The sequence below is a fragment of the Bradyrhizobium guangdongense genome (genome assembly GCF_006483445.1).
Classification (GTDB): domain Bacteria; phylum Pseudomonadota; class Alphaproteobacteria; order Rhizobiales; family Xanthobacteraceae; genus Bradyrhizobium; species Bradyrhizobium guangdongense_A.
The window spans coordinates 1-19,551 of the sequence record NZ_PPPT01000075.1 but is presented as its reverse complement, the minus strand read 5'-3'; the positions used below and the strand labels follow the sequence as shown (position 1 = coordinate 19,551).

19 protein-coding genes and 1 pseudogene are annotated in these 19,551 nt (G+C 63.3%); 3 read left to right on the top strand and 17 right to left on the bottom strand.

From position 1 onward, the window contains the following. Positions 1-381: DUF3095 family protein (locus C2U70_RS10925; protein WP_140978012.1), on the bottom strand; the 381-nt coding region annotated here is incomplete at its 3' end. A 203-nt stretch (positions 382-584) separates the two neighbouring features. Here C2U70_RS10925 and C2U70_RS10920 point away from each other — a divergent pair. Further along, the gene (locus C2U70_RS10920; RefSeq protein ID WP_349629569.1) at positions 585-923 is read left to right on the top strand and encodes a hypothetical protein; all 339 of its coding nucleotides are present in this window, start codon (positions 585-587) and stop codon (positions 921-923) included. A 2-nt stretch (positions 924-925) separates the two neighbouring features. Here the strand turns inward: C2U70_RS10920 and C2U70_RS10915 are convergent, their stop codons facing one another. The 11 genes and pseudogenes from C2U70_RS10915 to htpG form a co-directional block, all read right to left on the bottom strand. Further along, positions 926-1,132: a hypothetical protein gene (locus C2U70_RS10915; protein ID WP_140978010.1), complete on the bottom strand. Its 207-nt coding sequence runs from the start codon at positions 1,130-1,132 to the stop codon at positions 926-928. Positions 1,133-1,269: 137 nt separating this feature from the next. Beyond that, positions 1,270-1,992 (bottom strand): SDR family NAD(P)-dependent oxidoreductase, encoded by a 723-nt coding sequence (locus tag C2U70_RS10910; RefSeq protein WP_140978009.1) that lies wholly within the window; start codon positions 1,990-1,992, stop codon positions 1,270-1,272. Further along, positions 1,985-3,370, bottom strand: coding sequence for a class I adenylate-forming enzyme family protein (locus C2U70_RS10905; protein ID WP_186294183.1), 1,386 nt, complete (start codon positions 3,368-3,370; stop codon positions 1,985-1,987). The genes C2U70_RS10910 and C2U70_RS10905 overlap by 8 nt, the downstream gene beginning before the upstream one ends. Further along, entirely contained in the window at positions 3,357-3,602 is a 246-nt protein-coding gene (locus tag C2U70_RS10900; RefSeq protein WP_140978008.1) for an acyl carrier protein, read from the bottom strand. Before C2U70_RS10900 ends, C2U70_RS10905 begins: the two co-directional genes overlap by 14 nt. A gap of 178 nt (positions 3,603-3,780) precedes the next feature. Continuing rightward, positions 3,781-4,728 (bottom strand): annotated as a pseudogene (locus C2U70_RS33455) (MASE4 domain-containing protein). Between the two features lie 295 nt (positions 4,729-5,023). Next, positions 5,024-6,829: a long-chain-acyl-CoA synthetase gene (locus C2U70_RS10885; RefSeq protein ID WP_140978005.1), complete on the bottom strand. Its 1,806-nt coding sequence runs from the start codon at positions 6,827-6,829 to the stop codon at positions 5,024-5,026. 523 nt (positions 6,830-7,352) lie between these two features. After that, positions 7,353-7,664, bottom strand: coding sequence for a hypothetical protein (locus C2U70_RS10875; protein WP_140978004.1), 312 nt, complete (start codon positions 7,662-7,664; stop codon positions 7,353-7,355). 61 nt (positions 7,665-7,725) lie between these two features. Continuing rightward, positions 7,726-8,532: a hypothetical protein gene (locus tag C2U70_RS10870; RefSeq protein WP_140978003.1), complete on the bottom strand. Its 807-nt coding sequence runs from the start codon at positions 8,530-8,532 to the stop codon at positions 7,726-7,728. A 571-nt stretch (positions 8,533-9,103) separates the two neighbouring features. Next, entirely contained in the window at positions 9,104-9,373 is a 270-nt protein-coding gene (locus C2U70_RS10865) for a DUF3551 domain-containing protein (protein ID WP_140978002.1), read from the bottom strand. Positions 9,374-9,742: 369 nt separating this feature from the next. Beyond that, on the bottom strand, positions 9,743-11,002 hold the full coding sequence (locus tag C2U70_RS10860; RefSeq protein WP_186294180.1) for a DMP19 family protein: 1,260 nt from the start codon (positions 11,000-11,002) through the stop codon (positions 9,743-9,745). Positions 11,003-11,157: 155 nt separating this feature from the next. Beyond that, a complete protein-coding gene (htpG, locus tag C2U70_RS10855; protein ID WP_140978000.1) occupies positions 11,158-13,026 on the bottom strand; it encodes a molecular chaperone HtpG in 1,869 nt (622 codons plus the stop codon). Positions 13,027-13,290: 264 nt separating this feature from the next. Here htpG and C2U70_RS10850 point away from each other — a divergent pair, with 264 nt between their 5' ends. Then, complete coding sequence (locus C2U70_RS10850; protein WP_186294179.1) at positions 13,291-14,433, top strand: OpgC domain-containing protein; 1,143 nt, start codon at positions 13,291-13,293, stop codon at positions 14,431-14,433. Between the two features lie 61 nt (positions 14,434-14,494). Continuing rightward, the gene (locus C2U70_RS10845; protein WP_140977998.1) at positions 14,495-15,133 is read left to right on the top strand and encodes a TetR/AcrR family transcriptional regulator; all 639 of its coding nucleotides are present in this window, start codon (positions 14,495-14,497) and stop codon (positions 15,131-15,133) included. Here the strand turns inward: C2U70_RS10845 and C2U70_RS10840 are convergent. The 5 genes from C2U70_RS10840 to C2U70_RS10820 form a co-directional block, all read right to left on the bottom strand. Further along, positions 15,130-16,074, bottom strand: a complete 945-nt coding sequence (locus C2U70_RS10840; protein ID WP_140977997.1) for a fatty acid desaturase — start codon at positions 16,072-16,074, stop codon at positions 15,130-15,132. The two genes, C2U70_RS10845 and C2U70_RS10840, sit on opposite strands and share 4 nt — an antisense overlap. Continuing rightward, positions 16,071-17,099 (bottom strand): alpha/beta fold hydrolase, encoded by a 1,029-nt coding sequence (locus C2U70_RS10835; RefSeq protein WP_140978013.1) that lies wholly within the window; start codon positions 17,097-17,099, stop codon positions 16,071-16,073. Before C2U70_RS10835 ends, C2U70_RS10840 begins: the two co-directional genes overlap by 4 nt. 141 nt (positions 17,100-17,240) lie before the next feature. Then, positions 17,241-18,044, bottom strand: coding sequence for an MBL fold metallo-hydrolase (locus C2U70_RS10830; RefSeq protein WP_140977996.1), 804 nt, complete (start codon positions 18,042-18,044; stop codon positions 17,241-17,243). 65 nt (positions 18,045-18,109) lie between these two features. Continuing rightward, positions 18,110-19,117, bottom strand: a complete 1,008-nt coding sequence (locus C2U70_RS10825) for a zinc-dependent alcohol dehydrogenase family protein (protein WP_140977995.1) — start codon at positions 19,115-19,117, stop codon at positions 18,110-18,112. A gap of 17 nt (positions 19,118-19,134) precedes the next feature. Next, a partial coding sequence (locus tag C2U70_RS10820; RefSeq protein WP_140977994.1) for an AMP-binding enzyme occupies positions 19,135-19,551 on the bottom strand: 417 nt, incomplete at its 5' end.

Genomic DNA, 19,551 nt, shown 5'->3' with positions numbered 1-19,551 from the left:
CGCGCGGATCGCACTCACCGGCACCAGCGCGACGCGCATTTTCAGATCCAGATCCTCGCGGACCCAGGTCGCGGTCGCCGCCAGCGCCTCGCGGGCGCGCCCGAGATCGTCGGGCGCCACCGCAAAGCTCGCGCCGTCGCCGCCGAACACGAAGGGGAATTCCCGCCCCTCCAGCGCATTGGTGATGGAGGCGATGACGGCCGCGCCCGCCATGTTGACCGCCTTGTAGCGCTGGGCGGCGATCGCCTTGGTGGAATCGACGATATCGGCGACCCCGATGCTCCAGTCGTCGGGCAAGGGCGAATAGAGCGCGGGGTCCATCAGCTTGGCGAAGCCGCGGAAGACGGGAATGGCGCCGTAGAAGCCGGAAGCTGAAGTCATCGCTGGGGCCAATGGGTTGCTCGCCAAGATTCGTGCAAGATACGGAGAGAGTCGCGATCGGGTTCGCGATCATTGGCCGAAACCGCGCCGGACAACAAGATCGGTCCGCGCTGCATTGCCGCAGGCCCGTCATTGATCGGCATCAAACTCGGGGCGGCGAAGAGCGGCTAGAAATGAATGATCCGAACGGGGTTACTTGCGGTATGTTTAGCACGGGGCGCGATGCGGTCAGCGCGGTGAAAATGCCGGAAGACCTCACGGCCGCCGTGGATGCTTGGGCCGAGGCCCATCACCTGACGCGCTCGGACGCGATCCGCAAGCTGGTCGAGATCGGCCTGAGGGTCACGCCCGTGCCCCACGCGCTCCAGCATCCCGTCGTGGCGCATTCCGGCGATATCGAGGAGCTTGCGGTCAGGCAGATCGACCAGATGCTCGATCCTGATCTGCCGGCCGATGAGCGCGAACGGCGTATCCGCCGCCTCACCGAGGGGCCGCCGGAGTTTTCACGGGAGCGGATCGACCTGCCGAAGCATCAGGACTGAAGCTAATGCAGCTTGGTCTCTTCCTTGGCGCGCGTCGGCGGCGTCTCGTGGCAGCCGACCAGCCGGACGAATTGCTGCGGATACATTTCGTGGCCGTGGTCGCCGGAATTCTGATGCGACATGGGCAGACATTTGGGCACGCATTTGGAGCCGGCCTGCTTTGGCTGCGATGCTTCCACGGATACCCGGCCCAGATTTGAAGCAGTCATGGATGACTCCTTGGACGGCTCCCTGTCGATTAGGGCAGATCGATTGACGTAACGCCATCGATTGCGCGGCATCATAAGCACAAACCCGCCGAAAGGAAATTGAGCCCTGTCAACTCAATTGTGGCGGCGCAGTTCCGTTAGGCAGTGTTCCCGGCGTCGATCGTAAACACTGTACCTGTGACGTTACGCCCGCCCTCGCCCAGCAGATATTCCACCATGCGCGCGACGTCGTCGGTCTCGGGCAGACGGCGCAAGGCGCTGCGGCCGGCGATGCGCTTGCGGCCTTCGTCGGAGAGATTATGCGTCAGCTCCGTATCGATGAAGCCAGGTGCAATCGCATTCACGGTGATGCCGACCTTGCCGACCTCGCGCGCGAGCGAGCGGGTGAACCCGGTCGCGGCGGCCTTGGTGGCGCCGTAGACGGAGAGGCCGTTATAGCCGGTGGACGCGATGATCGAGGAAATGTTGATGATGCGGCCCTCGCCGTCGGCCATCATCTGCCGCACGACATATTTGGAGAGGACGATCGGCGACAGCACGTTGAGCTGCACCAGGGCCTCGATCTCGGAATTGTGCATGGTCGCGAGCAGGCCTTCGGTGCCGAGGCCGGCATTGTTGACGAGGCCGTAGATCGGGCCGAACTCGTCGCGCAGCAATTTTGCGAAGGCCGGGATCGCGTCGATCACAGCAAGGTCGCAGGCACGGAAATGCAGGCGGCCATCCGCCTCGCCCTTCGCAGCCGCAAGCTCCTCGCTCTCGCGACGCGCGGCCGCGATGACGTTGTAGCCGGCACCGGCGAGACGTTTTGCGATGGCGAGGCCGATGCCGCGGCTGCCGCCGGTGACGAGAACGTTACGCATCTGATCGCGCCAGCTTTCCGGCCGGGGTGACGTCGAGCGCATCGACGAAGCGGATCACCGCCGGCACCTTGTGGGACGCGAGCTGCGCCCGGCATTGCGCGACGATCTGGTCGCGGATCTCCTTGGCGCGCGCCGGATCGGTGCCGTCGGCGAGGATCACGTCGGCCACGACGATGCCGCCGGTGATCGGGCTTTTCCGCGATTTTGCACGCGACATCCGCACGTCGGGGTGACGGTTGATGACCGCCTCGATCTCCTCGGGATGAACCTTGAGGCCGCCGATATTGATGATGCCGCCGCGGCGGCCGACGAAGTAGTAGCGGTCGCCGCGCAGCTCGACCATGTCGCCGCTGTCGACAAAGCCGTCGGCGTCTGCGAGCGCCGTCGCGTTGCGGCCGATATAGGCATGCGCGATACGCCTGGAGCGGATGCGCAGCGAGCCGTCGACGACCTTCATCTCGACGCCATTGCGGTTTACGCCGACATAGGCGGCCGGAAAACCTTCGCGCCCGTCATTGACGGCAAAGCCGACGCCGGCCTCGGTCGAGGCATAGGCATGGCCGATCGACGAATTGGGGAATGCATTCCTCAACCCGTCGAGCACGGCCTGGTCGGCGATCTCGCCGGAGAGGCGGACATAGCCCGGGGCAAACTGCGCGGCCGCGCCGCTCATCAAAAGCTTGCGCCAGTGCGACGGCGTGCCGGAAATGTGCGTAACACCGCGCGCGTTCAGCCGCGCGACGTGATCGCCGAGCGCCTCATGCGGATCGGACAGCACCATGGAGCCGCCGCTGAGCACCGCGCGGAGGAAGATCTGCAGACCGCCATAACGGCGAATGTCGTAGAATGTCGCCCATACCGGCGCAGGGCCGCGCGAAGGACCTTCGGCGACGATGGCGCCCGTGAGGGCTTCCAGCGTATGCGCCGCGATTTTCGGCACGCCAGATGTGCCCGAGGTCAGCATCAGCCATTCGGTGGCGCGCTCGGTCTTCGCTGGCGCGGCTGCGACGGGCGGCAATTGCGCTGATACGATCAGCGCAATCGCCTTGTCAGCCCATTGCGTCGGATCATCGGTGACGACGGCATCGATCTCGGCATCCGCGATCAGCGCGTCGAGATGGGCAGGATTGAGATCGGGCGGGCACAGCAGCATGCGCCGCGCGATGCCGTCGAGCTCGATCATGGCGAGGCCGGATCTGAGCTGGTCCGAGAGCTTGAGCAGCACGGAGCGGCCCGCCAGCTCACGCAGGCGGCCACCCAGAACCGTATGCGACAGCACATCCGTCAGCGACACCACGTGATGGGCGTCGGAGATCGTGCGTCCCCCGAGCTCCGGGCTCAGATAGTCGCGGAGCGCAAAAATCTCACGCGGGGACATTTTCGTAGGCCCGCACGAAATCCCCGATGGTCGAAGGGAACGCCGCGTCCTCGGAAATCGTGAAGGGGTCGGTGCCGAGCTCGTCCTCGAGGCGCGCGACGAGGATGGCGAAGGCGAGCGAATCGAAGCCCGTCTCATGAAGGGATAGATCGTCTGTCAGCGGCGGCAGCTTGACGTGCTGCTCCTGCGCGATCTGCTTGATGGCTTCAAGGATCTTTAACCTTACCGACATGGCCTGCTCGCTTCTTTATCGTTGCGGCGGAGCGTCGAGCACCCGCCTCCCATGTCGCTTTGTTTACCCGACAGAAGTAAATGGCTTCTTGGACAATTCAGATAAAATCCGACCTATCTGCGCTTTTTCGGTCGCGTCGTGATGCTGCAGAGTCCTGCGGGGGACGCGCCGCGTACCGCTAATCGTCGCGATGCTTCGCGTTTTCCTCGCCCAGGAGCTTCTCGATGGTCTGCCGCTGCGCCTCGTCAAGCGACTGTGAGCGGAGCATGGCCTTGTAGCGTTCGATATTCTGCCGGCGCACGAATTGCTCGACCGGCTCGCCGCCCTTCCTGCCGACACTCTTGGCCTCGACTGCAGCACTTGCGCGCTTGAGCTGTGCGAGTTTCTGTTCGGCGTTTGCCGCAGCACCCAAGGCGTTCGAATAGAGCTTGATCGTCTCGATGACCAACGCAACCAGCAGGAAGGCGGACGCGACGAGCCCGAAGATGCGCCCGGCGTAGAAGCCGAGATCGAAGCGCGACGACCCGATCACCGCGGAAAGGCCGATGTCGAACAGCCAGATCCACATCACGAGCATCAGCCAGAGATCCATGACCCTCTGCTCACGCCGATAGAGCAGGATCATCGCGATCAGGGTCAGCACCCAGACGGCGGGACTGATGCCCTTGGTCACCAGCATCGAATAGTCGCTGCCCTGCATCACCACGGGCAGGAGGTCATGCCCCGAGGTCGCGACCAGGGTCAGGACGACCGTCAGCACGGCAACGGCGACAATGCTGACGACGATCGCGACCCGGACGCGGTCCGGCGCCTAGGTCGGGATACCCGCCCCCTCCGAGCGCCCCCAAAGCGCATATAGGATGATGAAGAGCGAGAAGCCGCCGTGCCAGAACACGTAAAGCCACGCCGTGGTCTGCGCGCCGCCCCCTAACAGGCCTGCCGGCCCGAATGCGCCGGGAAAGCTCAGAGCGTGTGCGACGATGATGAATGCATCGAACAGATAGCCCGAGGCCAGAAACAGCAGGCCCGTCGAGCGCAGGCGGATGAATTGGTCGAACAGCAGGATCGCCGTGATCAGGTCGATGAAGAACAGTGCGGCTTCGTAGCTCGGGATGAACGCCGGCATCTTGGCAAGCGGCATGCGCACGAACGGTACGGCCGCGACGAAGACGAACACGGCGATGACCGCGATGACCAGCGCCATGCGCTTTTGCTTCGGCGACGCAAGCGCAGTGGCGAGAAGAGTCTGGCCCCGATCAATGTCGCCAACGTCCGCTACTGTCCTCTGACTTGCCATCCCCGATACCGCCCGACCAGCGGTCGTCCCTTACCTGTCTCCACCTCGAAACCTAGCAGAGATAAGCATCCTGAAAATGTCAAATCCCAGGTTTTTCAACATTCTGGGGTTAGGGAAGCAGCGCCTACAATCTTACCGCACCGCGAACGATATCGGCATAGAAAGCGGCGTCGATCCGCCGGTAATTTCCACCTGACGGATCGCTGAAATAGAGCGGATCGGCAACCTTGTCCGGATCAAATCCGTCGCGCGCGAGCTCGCCCTTCTTCTGCTTGAACGTATCGGTCGCATCGAGCTCATGTGCGATACGGATGAAGAGCGGATGCGCGTAAGGAGGCAGGCGCGCTGCGAGATGCGCGGCAAGGCCTGTGAGGTCGAAACCGTCGTTGACGACAAGCGTGCTCATGCCGGCGCGGCCGTCGGCGCCGGGGATGCTGACGCCATAGGTGGTGGCATCGACGACGCCAGGGAATTCGCGCACGGCGTCGTTCACTTCAGAGGTCGCGACGTTCTCGCCCTTCCAGCGGAAGGTGTCGCCGACGCGGTCGACGAAGTGGAAGAAACCCTTGTCGTCGAGCTGCATGAGATCGCCGGTTCGGAACCAGGCGTCGCCCTTCGCGACCACGTCGCGCAGAACTTTCTTCTCGGTCTCGCCGGCATCGGTATAGCCCTCGAAACGGCCACCGCCGTCATCGGCAACACCGATGCGCCCGATGGCTTCGCCGACCTCGCCGCGGGCGCAGGTCACGCAGAGCCCGTCCGCATTGCGCAGCGGCGCGCCGGTATCGGGGTCGACCTTGACGATCGCGGCGGGGAAGCGATGCGCAAGCAGCGGCGGAATGCGGCCGATCGCGCCGGGCTTGCCCTCAACGTTGAACAGCGAAAAATTGCCCTCGGTCGCGGCATAGAATTCCAGGATGCGCGGAATGGCAAAACGTTCCCGAAAGTCGTCCCAGATGTCGCCGCGCAGGCCATTGCCGCAGACCAGTCGCAGGCGATGGCGGTTCTCGTATTCCGAGGGCGGCGCCTTGAGGAGGTAGCGACAGAGCTCTCCGATATACTGGAACAGCGTGCAATCGAAGCGCACGATGTCGTTCCAGAAATTCGTCGCGGAGAACTTTTCGGCAATGACCACCGAGCCGCCGGCGGCCAGCATGCTGCAGGGCGCGACGATGCCGCCAACGGAGTGAAACAGCGGCAGACAGTCGTAGAGCCGGTCCTGCGGCGTGGCGCCGGTGAGGCCGGCGAACCAAAAACCCCAGTTGAGGATGCGGCGATGGCTGATGCTGGCGGCCTTCGGCAGGCCTGTCGTGCCGGACGTGTAGATCAAGAGCGCACGGTCGTTGATGGCGACGTCGCCATGCTCCTCCGGCGTCAGCGGATCGTCGCTGAGCGCGGCAAGCGCGACGTCGAGCGAACGTTCTGCGCGGGCATCGCCATGCGTCCAGATCTTTGGTGAGGATTTCAGGTGCTGCGCCGCCCCGGCCAGCGCATCCGCAAGGTCATGCGCGACGATGAGATGAGACGGCTTTGCCACATCGATGCAATGCGCCAGCGACGGGCCGACCAGTTTTGTGTTGAGCAGCGCCACCACGCCACCGACACGACTGATGCCGAGCCAGGCGGCGAGATAATCCGCATTGTTCGGCATGATCAGGCCGACCGTGTCGCCCTTGGTGAGGCCGACCGAACACGCCCAGCGCGCATAGCGGTTGATGCGGCGTGCCAGCGTGTCGTAATCGATCGCCGCGTCGTCGGTGAGAAGTGCGGTCCGGTCCGGCTGGCGTTTTGCCCAGTCGTCCACGACATCGGCGAACAGGCGGCCCGGCAGCGTCTCGATGCGCGCCGTGAGCTCGATCGCCTTCAGCCAGATCTTTGACGCGGATGGAGCTTTGACAGGCTTGAGCTGTTCGATGACGCCGGTATTCATTGCTGTGTTCTTTCGGCAGGTCTCGTCTCTCTTGCGGTAGCTATAGACCGCGAGCCCCTGACCGAGCGTTAAAAGACACGGTAAAACACGGTTAGTCCGGCATTAACTGTAGCTATCCTTTACCGAGCAAGGCGGAACGGCGTGCGGGCGCAGGCAAATCTTGCGATATCGACCCGCACGTGAGCTGCGTTCCCTCGCCCGCTCTCTTGCTTGGCCGCCGAAGTCCTTCAGGCGAAGGCGGATGCGGGCCGCGACGAGCTTCGCTCGCGCTGAGAGGGTTGGGGTGAGGGGGAGTCTCCACGCGGACGGTGAGAGTAGGACTTGCGGAGCGTCCCCCTCACCCGATCTGCTTCGCAGATCAAGCTCTCCCCGCAAGCTGGGCGAGGTGGAGATCGCGGTCAGCGTGAAATGGGACGTGCCTTATGCGCCGGGCGGCGCCACCGAGTGTTGTCGCGGCTGTTGTGCCAACACAAGCTGCGCGCTCTCGGCGTGACGACGCGCGAGCGCTCCGGCAGAAGGAGCCTCAGTACGGATTGATTCTGGTCGGCGCCGGCTTGCTCACCGTCACAGTTTGCGAGGGGATGACGATGGGCTTTCTCGGCTTTGGTTTCGGCCGTGCAGTTTCGGCAACGAAGCCGGCGGTGGGTCTCGCACCGGTCGAGGGCCGGGGCGCCGGCGGCTCAATAACCCTTTGCGGAATGACAACCGTCTCGGTCTTGGGTTGGTTGCCGACGGTGCTGTAGCGGCTCTCCCGCTGAGCCCTGGACAGGTCGAGTTGGGTCGAGATGCGATCAGCGGCATCCTGAGCGAATGCCAAGCTGTTCGGCAACAGCATGCATAAGACTGCGAAACACGTTCTTCGCTTCATCCTTATTCCTCCCCGGCAGTTCCGCACGTCACTTCGTATTCTTTGGGAAAAGGTCGTATGTATGCCCAAAGGTGACGCTTGCGAGAAAGATCACGTTGTCGAAATCACTGCCGATGCGGTTGGACCAGCGCCGATCATACTCCACGCTTGCCCCGACGCTTACGTCATCGTTGATACTATAACTAAGCGCCCCCACGATGGAGGGCAAGACATTGCGCTTTCCTGCCGCGGTTCCACTTGTAAATGAATAGTATTTGAAGCTGGGCGTTACGATCAGGGTGAGCTTGTCGGCCAGTGCCTGCCTGATTTCAGCCTTCATGGTAACCAGCAGGCGTTCTTGCGTCGCAAGATCGGAGAACCGATAGGCGGCCGATACTGACGGTGAGATCTTCAGACCAGCAGGCTTATTCTGATACGTGTAGCCGACATAGCCGGAGAAATCGTCCGCCTGGAAAGAAACCGCTCGGTAGATTCCGTCGAAGGCCAGCGTGTGATTGTAGATGGCGCCAACACTGAAGGCATCGAGGATCTTGTCGAGCCGACCGCCGAGGGTCGCGACCCCATCATCCGCCACGGTGACCCGCCGATAGGCGTCGGGGTTTCCGGCAAGATAAATGCTGTACAGCAGGGTCGGATCGAACTCCCCGAGTGCGGAGAGTTTGAGTGATGGCGACACATACAGGTCCTGCCGCGAACCGAATGGCGTGAGGAGAACGTTGGCGCCGTACTGCAGCGGAATGGACGAGTCGATTCGAAATTGCGGGAACGCCTCAACTGTCTGTCCAAGCGCTGTGCCCGACGCACCCAATAGTCCAAAGAGTGCCGAAATTGCCAATCTTGTCCTCATTGCGCCCCCCAGCACACGAGTCCCCAAAATTCCTGCGAACTGACCGCTTGATCATCGCCGAAAACGGCCAGAAAAATCCAAGGTCATTCCAAGAGAAAAGCACTTTTGGTTGATGCAAATATCATGCGCCACCTGAGATAGATTAACAGTGTGTGACGCCGGGGTCAACCTGCATGAACGTCCAGCGCATGAGGTCGCGGCATTGGCTAGCCCCGCGCGCATGTCCCGCCTGGGACACCGCCAGCAGAAGAGCCGCATGCCAGCGATCCGCACGCGGTGAGTTCGCAGAACTTGATCATTAACGCGGATCGGATCGATCGGCCGTCGCAGGGTTTAGACAAACGCGACGTAAGACCTCAATACGAATTGGACGAGCGCCTTGGCCGAAGAATAATGGCTTGCCAACCATCATCACGACGAGCTGTCGCCTTGATCATCGGCATCAGCATACGGACGGGGTGGTGCGATCAGATTGCCCGTGCGCTAGACTTCATGCGTTGATTGAGACCAACCACGCCGGCGAAGATACGCCGGTCTCAACATGCGTGCTGCAACGATATCAATAGGCAGGCTTGTTGCGCCTGCGTGGCGGTGGAGGCTGGTTGCCGGCATAGTAGGGATTGACGTCGCAGGTCGCGGCAAGACCCGAGGCCGTCGCCCTGCACTGTTCCAACGATGTGAATGAGCAGTCGAAATAGTCTGCTCCCATGTAGCTGCCCCCATAGCGATGCATGCAAACCGGATACCGCGGATCGTACCGCTGGGCGTCGGCCGGCGAGGCCGCGAGCCACATGCCGATCGCCATGATGATCCCGAATGATGTACGCATGGTCTTTTCTCCCGCAACGATGCGACGCAACAGCCGCGCGGAACCCATATCAGACTGACGGACCGATACAACTGTCCCTGACGCCGGTCGCCGCGCGCAAATTCCCACGTCTTCGACGAGGAAATGAAGTCACACGGCCGCATTTCTGCTCCGACACCCGTGGCCGTCTCTCTGATCGTCGCACGTCTTGTGTTAGGCTTCTCGAATCACCGCGAAGCACCTTCCCACATCGCGCACATTTCCCCCGCACATGGATCCATGTCCCATGCTTGCGACGATACTTTTGTTACTGGTCTTCGGATTGGTCCCCTGCGCCGTCATCATCGCGGTCTACGAGCGCGCGGCACACCGGACGTTGCGGCGAAAGCCCTAGCACGGTAGCAGCTTGTTACTCCGGGCGTAGCTGAGCATGGCGAATTCGATGCCGGGACCGCCCTCGACGACCATGCTGTCCTTGATCTGGTGGAACGCGAGCCCACCGTCGAGCGCATAGAGCTCGTCGGTCAGCGCCGCGAGGCGCTCGCCCCACTCCTTCTTGTCGTCACCGTGGAAATAGGTCTCGCGTCGGCGCTGGGTGTCGCGGACATAGGGTTTTGCAAACATATCGAGGCCGCGCTGCAGGATCGCCGCCTGCGTGGTCATGCCGAGCTCGATCATGGCATCACGCACCTCGGGCGCGAGTGCGCCTTCCGAATTGTAGAAGAACTGGTGCACGCCCCCGTTCCTGAATTCGTCGTTGAAGGCGGACATGACCAGCATGGTGCGCTGTGGCCTCGTGAACGAGGCGAGGCGTTTCTCGATGTCCGGATAGGGCCGCCACAGCGAGACCATGTCCTTCCAGAGCGCAGACGTCAGGATGCGCAGACGATCCTGCTCGTTGAGATGGGTGCGCTCGCTCTCGATGCGCTGCCACAGCGCGGGCTTGCTCTCGACGAAGGCGGTGATGCGTTTGGCCAAATCCGCCTTGCTGCCGAATTCGCGGGCGAGCGCCATCATGCGGTAATCGAAGGCGTTGAGCGGCGCAGGCCTGGAGGTGACGGCGTCGATCTGCGTGGATGGCCGGCTCCAGCCGTAGAAATTCCAGCGCGTGTCCCTGTCGAGTGGGTAATCCTTGCCGAACAGCGCCATGGCACGGGTGAAGACGTCGTGCTCTCGGGTCATGCCCGCCGCCTTGAGGGCGTCGCGGACCATGGGCGCGGCATCACCGGCCTCACCACCAAGGAACGTATGCAGCCCTTCGCGGCCAAAATAGTGCCACAACATATAGAGCGTCGCGAGGGTGCGGGCGTCCTCGTCGAGCGGGGCAATGAGCTTTGCAAATGCTTCGCGGCCGTCGATGATGATGCGCAGGCTGGCGTGGAGATTGACCTGTTCAATCAGGCTCCAGAACGGCACCTCGTTCGACGCACCGGTCTCGCGCTCCGTCGGCGACGCCCGCAAGCGGCAGCCATTGTTGGCGGCCGGAGGCTCGTGCGGAATGGGAATCCGCGTCTCGAGGATGCTGCGCGGCGCCTTTGGCACGTCCGGCCTGGTGCCGTCGTCGGAGGCAGCTTGCGCGGATGCGGACAGCGCAAGACCGAAGGCGAGCGAAAGGATGCGACGAAGGGGATTTGACGGGATGATCTGCATCCCCCTACGTCGGGCGCAGCCATGACGGGGTTCAACGCGCAGCGCAACTCTCACCGTCATTGCGAGGAGCGAAGCGACGAAGCAATCCAGACTGCCTCCGCGGAGACATCTCTGGATTGCTTCGCTTCGCTCGCAATGACGAATACGCTGCCTCGTTAACCGAGACCCTGCAGTACCAGCCGGTTCAGGCGCGCTGCGAACGCGGCCGGGTCCTCCGGCAGCTCACCGTCGAGGATCTGCGCCTGTTCGAGCAGCAGCAGGCTGAGGTCGTCGACCGTCGCGGAACCTGCCTGCGCCTTCGCGATCGCCGTGACGAGCGGGTGGCGCAGGTTGATCTCGAGGATCGGCTTTGAGCGCTGGCCGCGGTTCTGCTGCGCAAGGATGCGCTCGAGCTCCCGGCTCGGGCCCTGGCTGTCGGCGACGAGACAGGAGGCGGAGCTGGTGAGCCGCGTCGAGGCCTTGACGTCGCTGACGCGATCGCCGAGCGAACCCTTGATCACGGCGATGGTGGCGGCCTCGTCGGCTGCTGCCGGCTCGTCCTTTTTCTCCTCGTCGACGCGCGGGATCAGGTCGAGATTGAGATCGCCCTGGCTCAGCGACTTCAGCGGCTTGCCGTCGAACTCTGATGGCATCGAGGTCCAGAAGGCATCGACGGGATCGGTGAGCAGGAGCACCTCGATGCCGCGCGCGGTCGCCGCCTCCAGCCGCGGATTCGACTTCAGCCGCTCCAGGCTGTCGCCGACGAGGTAATAGATTTCGGTCTGGTTCGGCTTGAAATCGGCGATGACGTCCTTCAGCGACCGCTTCTCGCCCGTCGTGGTGGAGAAGCGCGATAGCGACAAAAGCTTTTCGCGGCGCTCAAAGTCCTCGTAGATGCCTTCCTTGATCACGGCGCCGAAGGCGTCCCAGATCTTGGCAAAATTCTCCGCGTCCTTCTCGGCGAGGCTTTCGAGCTCGCTGACGACCCGGGTGGTCACCGCCTTGCGGATCTGCGCGAGCTGCGGATTGTTCTGCAGCATTTCGCGCGAGATGTTGAGCGGCAGGTCCTCGCTGTCGACGACGCCGCGGACAAAGCGGAGGTAGCCGGGCAAGAGGTCGGCGTCATCCGTGATGAAGACGCGGCGCACATAGAGCTTGACGCGGCCCTTGCGCGACGGCTCGAACAGGTCGAACGGCTTGGTCGAGGGTGCGAACAGCAGCACCGCATAGGAGTAGCGGCCTTCGGCGCGGTAATGCAGCGTCATCGCGGGATCGTCGAAGGCGGTCGCGATCTGCTTGTAGGCCTGCTTGTAGTCGTCGGCCGTGAGTTCCGATTTCGAACGCTGCCACAGCGCGCTCGCCGAATTGATCTGGCGCGGCTCGCCCTCTTCCGGCACGAGCTCGATCGGGAACAGGATGTTGTCCGAGTAAGCGCCGACGATGCGCTCGATCTCGTAAGTCTCGAGATATTTTTTCGCGTCGTCCTTCAGGTGCAGCACGATCTCGGTGCCGCGCGTGACGCGCGCTGCATCCTCCGCGCTCGCCGGTGCGATCTCAAAACCGGAGCCGCCGGAGGACGTCCAGGTCCAGATGTCGCTCTCGCCGGCGCGGCGGCTGATGACGGTAATTTTGTCGGCGACCATGAAGGCGGAATAGAAACCGACGCCGAACTGGCCGATCAGGCCGAGGCCGTCCTTGGCCTCCTTCAGCTTGGCGACGAAGGCTTTCGTGCCGGAGCGGGCGATGGTGCCGAGATGGTCGATCAGCTCCTGCCGCTCCATGCCGATGCCGTTGTCGGCGATGGTCAGCGTGCCCGCTTCCTTGTTCGGAATGATGCGGATTTTTGGCGCCTCGCCCTCGCCCAGCAGCGCGGGCGTGGCGATCGCCTCGTAGCGGAGCTTGTCGCAGGCGTCCGAGGCGTTCGAGATCAGCTCGCGCAGGAAGATGTCAGTCTCCGAATAGACGGAGTGCACCATCAGGTGCAGGAGCTCGGATACTTCGGCCTGGAAGGGCTGCGTATGCACAGCCGTATCTGACGTCGTCATGCGTTTACCCGGTCAAATCCATCATGGGAAAACCGGGATATAGCGCAGGAGAGCCAGGGATCAAGAGGTTGTGATCGACTCCGGTGCATCTTCCGCAGCGTTAACCGCGCTCCGGGGCACCCGGGGCGGGTCGAATCAGTCGGGGCCTCGACCGGCCGGAGCCATGTCACTTCACAAAAACGCTACTCGGAAGAGGCGGTTGTTGCCGCTAAAAGCGGCGCCCCTGCGATTCCAATCCCCGTACTTGATCCCCATACTCAAGCAATGAATTCCACCGCCAAGGCGAACCTCGCCGCATTCAGCCATGACGCGCGACTCTATTTGACGCTCGGCATCGCCAACTGGTCGATCTTCATCGACCACGTTCCGAACAATGTCGTGAACCTGCTGACGCTGCGAAACTTCGGCTTCAGCGGCGCGGCCGATTTGTTCGTGTTCGTTGTCGGCTACGGCGTCGCCATCATCCACGGCAAGATGGCGATCGAGCGCGGCTTCGTGGTTGCGGCGACCCGCATTTTTCGCCGGGTCTGGCGGCTTTACGCCGCCTATGTCGTGCTGTTCGTGATCTATATCGACATGATCGCCTATGTCGCCACGCGATCGATGGCACCGGAGATCATCCACGAGTACAACATCTCGGGCATTCTCGAGCATCCGCTGCGCATCCTGGTGCGCGGGCTGGTGCTGCAGGAAGAGCCGCTCAACCTCGACCTGCTGCAATTGATGATCCCGCTGATGGCGTTCTTTCCGCTCGTGTTGTGGGGCCTGATGCGGCGGCCGAACCTGACGCTGCTCGCCTCCGTCGCGCTCTATGTCGCCGCCCGCCATTTCGGCTGGGTCTTTCGCGTCTATCCCGACGGCGAATGGACCTTCAACCCGTTCTGCTGGCAGTTGCTGATGGTGATGGGCGGCTGGTTCGCGGTCACGGGCGGGCCCGGCCGCGCGCTGCACGGAGCGTCGTGGCTGCGCGCGCTTGCCGGCGCCTATCTGGTGTTCGCGATGGCGATTACGCTGGCCCGGCATTGGCCGCCGCTCGCCGCTTACGTGCCGGATGCCGTGCTCAGCCTGTTCGCGCCGAACGACAAGGAAAACCTCGCGCCCCATCGCGTGCTGCATTTCCTGGCGCTCGCCTATCTCGCCACCTATCTGGTGCCGGCCAACCATCCGGCGCTGCAATGGCGGTCGCTGCAGGTCGTGATTAAATGCGGCGAGGAATGGCTCGCCGTGTTCTGCGTCGGCGTGTTCCTGTCCTTTGCCGCGCATCTGATCCTGATCACCGGCCCCAATCTGATCGCCATGCAGATCGCGGTCGGCCTGCTCGGCTTCGCAGCACTGGCGGCGGTGGCCTATTACGTTTCCTGGTCCAAGTGGCAGGATCTCCCCGCCGCCGCGCGGCAGCGGGCCTGAACCGCGGGATATCGCTTGATTGGCGCTAGGCCCCACGCCAAGGCTGGGTTATCCCAGAGCGATGGCGCGGAGCACGACCAAAGGCACGATCGAAGCGGCTCACACCACAGCCCGCCGCGGCCGGCCCCGTTCGGTCGAGACCACGAACGCCATCCTCGAAAGCGCCTATGCGCTGATGGCGGCCACGGGCCTTGCCGCGACTACCATCGACGCGGTGGCGCGGCACTCCGACGTCTCCAAGATGACGATCTACAAATGGTGGCCGTCGCGCGAGGCGCTGTTGATCGACGCCTTCCTGCGCCAGGCTTCGCAGATGCTTCCGCTACCGCCACCAAGCGCCGGCACGCCCGTGGCCCGCGCCCGGCGCCATGCGGCGGCCTATGCCGAGGCGCTGATGGGCGAGTTCGGCAAGGTGCAGCTCGCCGTGATTTCCGAATGCATCTCGAGGACGGGCTCAGCAGGGATCTTCTACGAGCGCTATTTGAGCCTTCGCCGCGACGCGCTGATCGAGATGATTTCCGCCGGGCAGGCCGATGGCAGCATCTTGGCCGAAGGTCCCGCGGGAGACCTCTACGATGCGATCTATGGCAGCCTGTTCTACCGCTACGTCTTCGGCATCGCCCCGATCACGCCGGCCTATGCGCGCAGCCTCGTGGACATGGTGCTGCGGCCGAAGCCGGAGCCGCGCGGGAAGCGCTAGCCCCGCCACTGCCTGCGGAACCACGCAAGAGTCTCGCGTGTCACGGCGCGGTAGCCGCGGCCGCGATAGACGATCTCGCCGTCCACGATCGCGTTCAGCTTCGGCAGCGCGTGAAACGGGATCGAGGGATAGGCGTGGTGCTCGACGTGATAGGGCATGTTCCAGGCGAACCATTTCACGATCGCGCCGATATAGGTGGTGCGCGTGTTGTGAAAGGCACTGCGGCCACGCTCGCAGCCGGTGTGCTCGGCATAGAGATAGGGCCGCAGGAAGAATTGCCCGATCAGCAGCGGCACGATCCAGACCCAGAGCAGCAGCGGCGTCGCGAGCCAGACCGAGAGCGCCAACAGCGCAACGTAGAGCGTGAGATAGATGCGCGCCTCCAGAACGATGATGTGACGCTTATTGGCGGGAATCCAGGGCACGACGACATTACCTGATATCGCATGCCGCAACATCAGCCAGAGGCGCCCGGCAACTTGCAAGAGGCCGCTATAGGCGATCGCGAGCTGGGTGTCGGATGCAGGCTTCACGCCGACGATCAGCTCCGGGTCCTTTTCCGGGTCCTGGGTGTAGCGGTGATGGTCCCAGTGAAAAAGGCAGTAATATTCGTAAGGCAGTCCGATGATGAAGGCGGAGAGATAACCGACGGCGAGGTTGAGCCTGCGGCTCTCGAAGGCGGTCTTGTGCGCGGTCTCGTGCACGGCCATGAACAGGAAGGCAACGAAATAACCCTGCGCCGCCATCAGCGGCAGCGCCCAGGCGGCGCCGTAAGTCGTGCTGACCTTCCAGATCAGCGCACCCAGCAACACGATCACGCCATAATGACTCAACGTGCGTACCGTACCCTGGACGTTGGAGCGCGCCGACAGTTCGCGCAGCATCGCCGGCGCCAGCGGCTTGAGGCGGTGATTGCTGTCAGAAACCGCTGCATCGCTCATGGCTCAACCTGCTTGTCGAGGAGCGCTGCGATCTCCGACTTGATGAAGGCATGATCCGCAGCGTTGTTGACGGGATTGCCGGCGCGATGGCCGTGGTCGGAGGGGATCGGGTGCAGCACGGCGGAGCGCGCGTTGACGAGACGGCCAAGCTCGGCCTCGTTGTCGCGCGGATCGAAATAGCGGTCGGTACTTCCGGGCATCAGCAGGATGTGCGCCTTGATCGCCGCCAGCGCGCGGGCGAGATCTTCGCCGAATTCGTCGCAGCCAGAGATGTCGCCGTGCTGCCAGATGGCGAGCTGCGCCAGCAGATCGTTGGCGTCGCGCCGCGCGAAGACCGTATCCCATCCGCGCACGAGATAATCCTCCAGCGAGGTGAAGCCGGCCTCGCGCCAGAGTTCGTCACGATAGAAACCGTGCGACATCGCCCAGCCGGCGTAGAGCCGGCCCATGGCGCGAAAGCCCGCGACTGGCTTTTCGACAAAGCGACCATCGCGCCAGGCGGGATCGGCTGTCAGCGCAGCCTTCACGCCTTCGAGGAAGACAACATTGTAGGGCGAGCAGCGCGCGCTGCCGCACACGACCGCCGCGCGCTGCACCATATCAGGATAGCGCGCCGCCCAATGGTAGGCCTGCATACCGCCCATCGACCAGCCATAGACCAGCGCGAGCTTTGTGATGCCGAAGCGTTCCGTCAGCAGGCGGCGCTGGATCGCGATTGCATCGTGATAGCTGAACAATGGGAACGGTCCGCCGCCCGAATTCGACGGCGAGGACGACAGGCCGTTGCCGAACAGGTTCGGAATGACGATGAAATATCTGGTCGGATCGAGCACGCCGCCGGGCTGGATCAGCCACTCGGTGTCAAAATGCTGCGCGCTGAACGAGGTCGGATAGAGGATGACGTTGTCCTTGGCGGCATTCAGCGTGCCGTAGGTCTTGTAGGCGAGCAGCACACCGCGGAAGACGGACCCGGATTGCAGGGCGACGTCACCAGCTTCGAAGATCTCGTAGTCGCGCTGCGTCATGCGAACGATCCCTGACACGCGCCGCTCCGCTGCGGCCGCCTCGGACGATGCATCGATCATGCCGACGCCCAGCCCAATAACTGTACCACTAGTACAGTTATTGAAGCTTGGCAATCGGATTATGGCCGACCGAGCTGCGCGTCAGGCAATCGCGGCCAGATAGCGCGCCACGGACGCCGCGAAGGCGGCCTTGGCACCGTCAGCAATGTTGCGGCCCCACCAGGCACCGTAAATGCGGTCAAAGGCGAATGGCGCGACGCTGTCGGCGATGCGGCGCACCGCTGATACGTTCAGCGGCGTGTAGTTCGGATAGGAATACATGAAGCTGACGAAGCGGCGATCCATCGTCACCTGCGCGATGTCGCCGGTGAGCAGCGCGCCCTTGCCGTCAGCGCCGCGCGCCCAATGCAGCATGGTCGCGCCGGCAAAGTGGCCGCCACTGCGGATGAGGACGATGTCGTCGGAGAGGCGCCTGCTGTCACCGGTCCAGTACACGATCGCGGCATGCGGCCGCGTCACCCATTGCCGATCGTCCGCATGAAGGTAGACCGGCGCGTCGCCAAAGGCTTCGCTCCAGTCGGCAAGCGCGCCATAATAATGCGGATGCGAGATCGCGATCGCCTTCAGTCCACCAAGTGATCTGACATGAGCGATAGCCTCCGGCGTCGCCAGCGGCACGCAATCCCACATCACGACGCCGCCGCCGCCAGGCACCAGCAGCGCGCGCTGGCCGATCGCAAAGGCCGGCTCCAGCGCAAGTCCGGTGAGGCCGAGATCGTCGCGCCAGACCAGGCGGCAGCGTTGCGCCAGTTCATCACGCGTGAGGAACGTCTGCCCCTTCCAGTTCACATATTGCCGCTCGTCCTCGCAGATCGGGCACGACGGCGGCGGCCTGTCGCCGGCAGGAAATTGCGCGCCGCAGGTTTCGCAGGTCCAGAGGGGCATGATGAATACTCTGAAGTGAGCAGCACTCGACTGCTTCAACGATGTCATTGCGAGCGGGAGCTTGCTTAAGGAAACTCCACCACGATCTTGCCGAAATGGCCGCCCTGCTGCATCAGCCGCAAAGCGTCCGGCACGGCATCGAAGCCGAACACGCGGTCGATGACCGGCTTCATCCCGTTGCGTGCGATTGCAGCGGACATGTTCTCGAACATCCGGCGGCTGCCGACGGAGAGGCCGATGACGTGCAGGTTCTTGCTGAACAGGCTGGGGATCGCGATCTGCTGCGAGAAGCCGGTGAGCACGCCGATGACGAGGATGGTGCCACCGACCCGCGCCGCTTCGAGCGATTGTCCAAACGTGTCCTTGCCGCCGACTTCGACGACATGATCGACGCCGCCACCGGCCCACTCCGCGGCCGCCTTGCCCCATTCGGGCACCGCGCGATAGTTGATCGTGTGGTCGGCGCCGAGCGCTTTGGCGCGCTCGAGCTTTTCGTCGCTCGACGAGGTCACAATGACTGTGGCACCGGCGAGCTTTGCGAATTGCAGGGCGAAGATCGAGACGCCGCCGGTGCCTTGAACCAGCACGGTCTCGCCTGGCCCCAGGTTTGCTTCATCGAACAGCGCGCGCCAGGCGGTCAGCCCGGCGCAGGGTAGCGTCGCGGCTTCCTGGAACGAGAGATGCGATGGAATTTTGCTGACGCCCTCGGCATCGAGCAGCATCACCTCCTGCAGCACGCCCGGCCGTGTACCGCCGAGCGCGAGGCGGCGGCTATCCGCCGAGACCTTGCCGTCGATCCATGACTGGAAAAACATCGGGCAGACCCGGTCGCCGACCGCGACGCGCTTGACGCCGCCACCGACGGCGATGACCTCGCCTGCGCCGTCCGAGAAAGGAATGAGCGGCAGTCGCGTGACGCCGCCCTTGCCCTGCACGGTGAGGAGATCGCGGTAGTTCAGCGACGCCGCGTGCATTTTGACCGTGACCTGGCCGGGCCCCGGAACGGGCTCCGGCTGCTCGGCAAGCTCAAGACCGTCGATCGACCATTCGCGCGCGACCTGCCAGACCTTCATGACCGGCTCACTCCGCCTCAGGTGCCAAAATTCTTCTGGATCGCCTTGTCCAGCGTCTCACCGCCGACGAAGCGCTGGCGCAGCTCGCGCTTCAAGAGCTTGCCGCTTGGATTCTTCGGCAGGCTGTCGACGAAGATCACGCGCTTCGGGACCTTGAAATGCGCCATCTGGCCGGCGCAATGCTTGATGACGCCCTCCTCGTCGAGTTTTGCGCCTGATTTGACCACGATGATCGCGGTAACCGCCTCGATCCAGCGCGGGTCGGGCAGGCCGACGACGGCCACTTCCGAGACCGCGGGAATCTTGTAGACCATCTCCTCGACCTCGCGGCTCGCGACGTTCTCGCCGCCGGTCTTGATCATGTCCTTCACGCGGTCGACCACGGTGATGTAGCCCTCGGCATCGACGGTGGCGAGATCGCCGGAGTGGAACCA

Bases quoted from the DNA above. Each gene is read 5' to 3' on its own strand.
- C2U70_RS10875 (WP_140978004.1), bottom strand. From the start codon at position 7,664: ATGCTGTTGCCGAACAGCTTGGCATTCGCTCAGGATGCCGCTGATCGC.
- C2U70_RS10850 (WP_186294179.1), top strand. From the start codon at position 13,291: ATGAATTCCACCGCCAAGGCGAACCTCGCCGCATTCAGCCATGACGCG.
- C2U70_RS10900 (WP_140978008.1), bottom strand. From the start codon at position 3,602: ATGTCGGTAAGGTTAAAGATCCTTGAAGCCATCAAGCAGATCGCGCAG.
- C2U70_RS10865 (WP_140978002.1), bottom strand. From the start codon at position 9,373: ATGCGTACATCATTCGGGATCATCATGGCGATCGGCATGTGGCTCGCG.
- C2U70_RS10910 (WP_140978009.1), bottom strand. From the start codon at position 1,992: ATGCGTAACGTTCTCGTCACCGGCGGCAGCCGCGGCATCGGCCTCGCC.
- C2U70_RS10885 (WP_140978005.1), bottom strand. From the start codon at position 6,829: ATGAATACCGGCGTCATCGAACAGCTCAAGCCTGTCAAAGCTCCATCC.
- C2U70_RS10835 (WP_140978013.1), bottom strand. From the start codon at position 17,099: ATGACGCAGCGCGACTACGAGATCTTCGAAGCTGGTGACGTCGCCCTG.
- htpG (WP_140978000.1), bottom strand. From the start codon at position 13,026: ATGACGACGTCAGATACGGCTGTGCATACGCAGCCCTTCCAGGCCGAA.
- C2U70_RS10915 (WP_140978010.1), bottom strand. From the start codon at position 1,132: ATGACTGCTTCAAATCTGGGCCGGGTATCCGTGGAAGCATCGCAGCCA.
- C2U70_RS10845 (WP_140977998.1), top strand. From the start codon at position 14,495: ATGGCGCGGAGCACGACCAAAGGCACGATCGAAGCGGCTCACACCACA.
- C2U70_RS10905 (WP_186294183.1), bottom strand. From the start codon at position 3,370: ATGTCCCCGCGTGAGATTTTTGCGCTCCGCGACTATCTGAGCCCGGAG.
- C2U70_RS10860 (WP_186294180.1), bottom strand. From the start codon at position 11,002: ATGCAGATCATCCCGTCAAATCCCCTTCGTCGCATCCTTTCGCTCGCC.
- C2U70_RS10840 (WP_140977997.1), bottom strand. From the start codon at position 16,074: ATGAGCGATGCAGCGGTTTCTGACAGCAATCACCGCCTCAAGCCGCTG.
- C2U70_RS10830 (WP_140977996.1), bottom strand. From the start codon at position 18,044: ATGCCCCTCTGGACCTGCGAAACCTGCGGCGCGCAATTTCCTGCCGGC.
- C2U70_RS10920 (WP_349629569.1), top strand. From the start codon at position 585: ATGTTTAGCACGGGGCGCGATGCGGTCAGCGCGGTGAAAATGCCGGAA.
- C2U70_RS10825 (WP_140977995.1), bottom strand. From the start codon at position 19,117: ATGAAGGTCTGGCAGGTCGCGCGCGAATGGTCGATCGACGGTCTTGAG.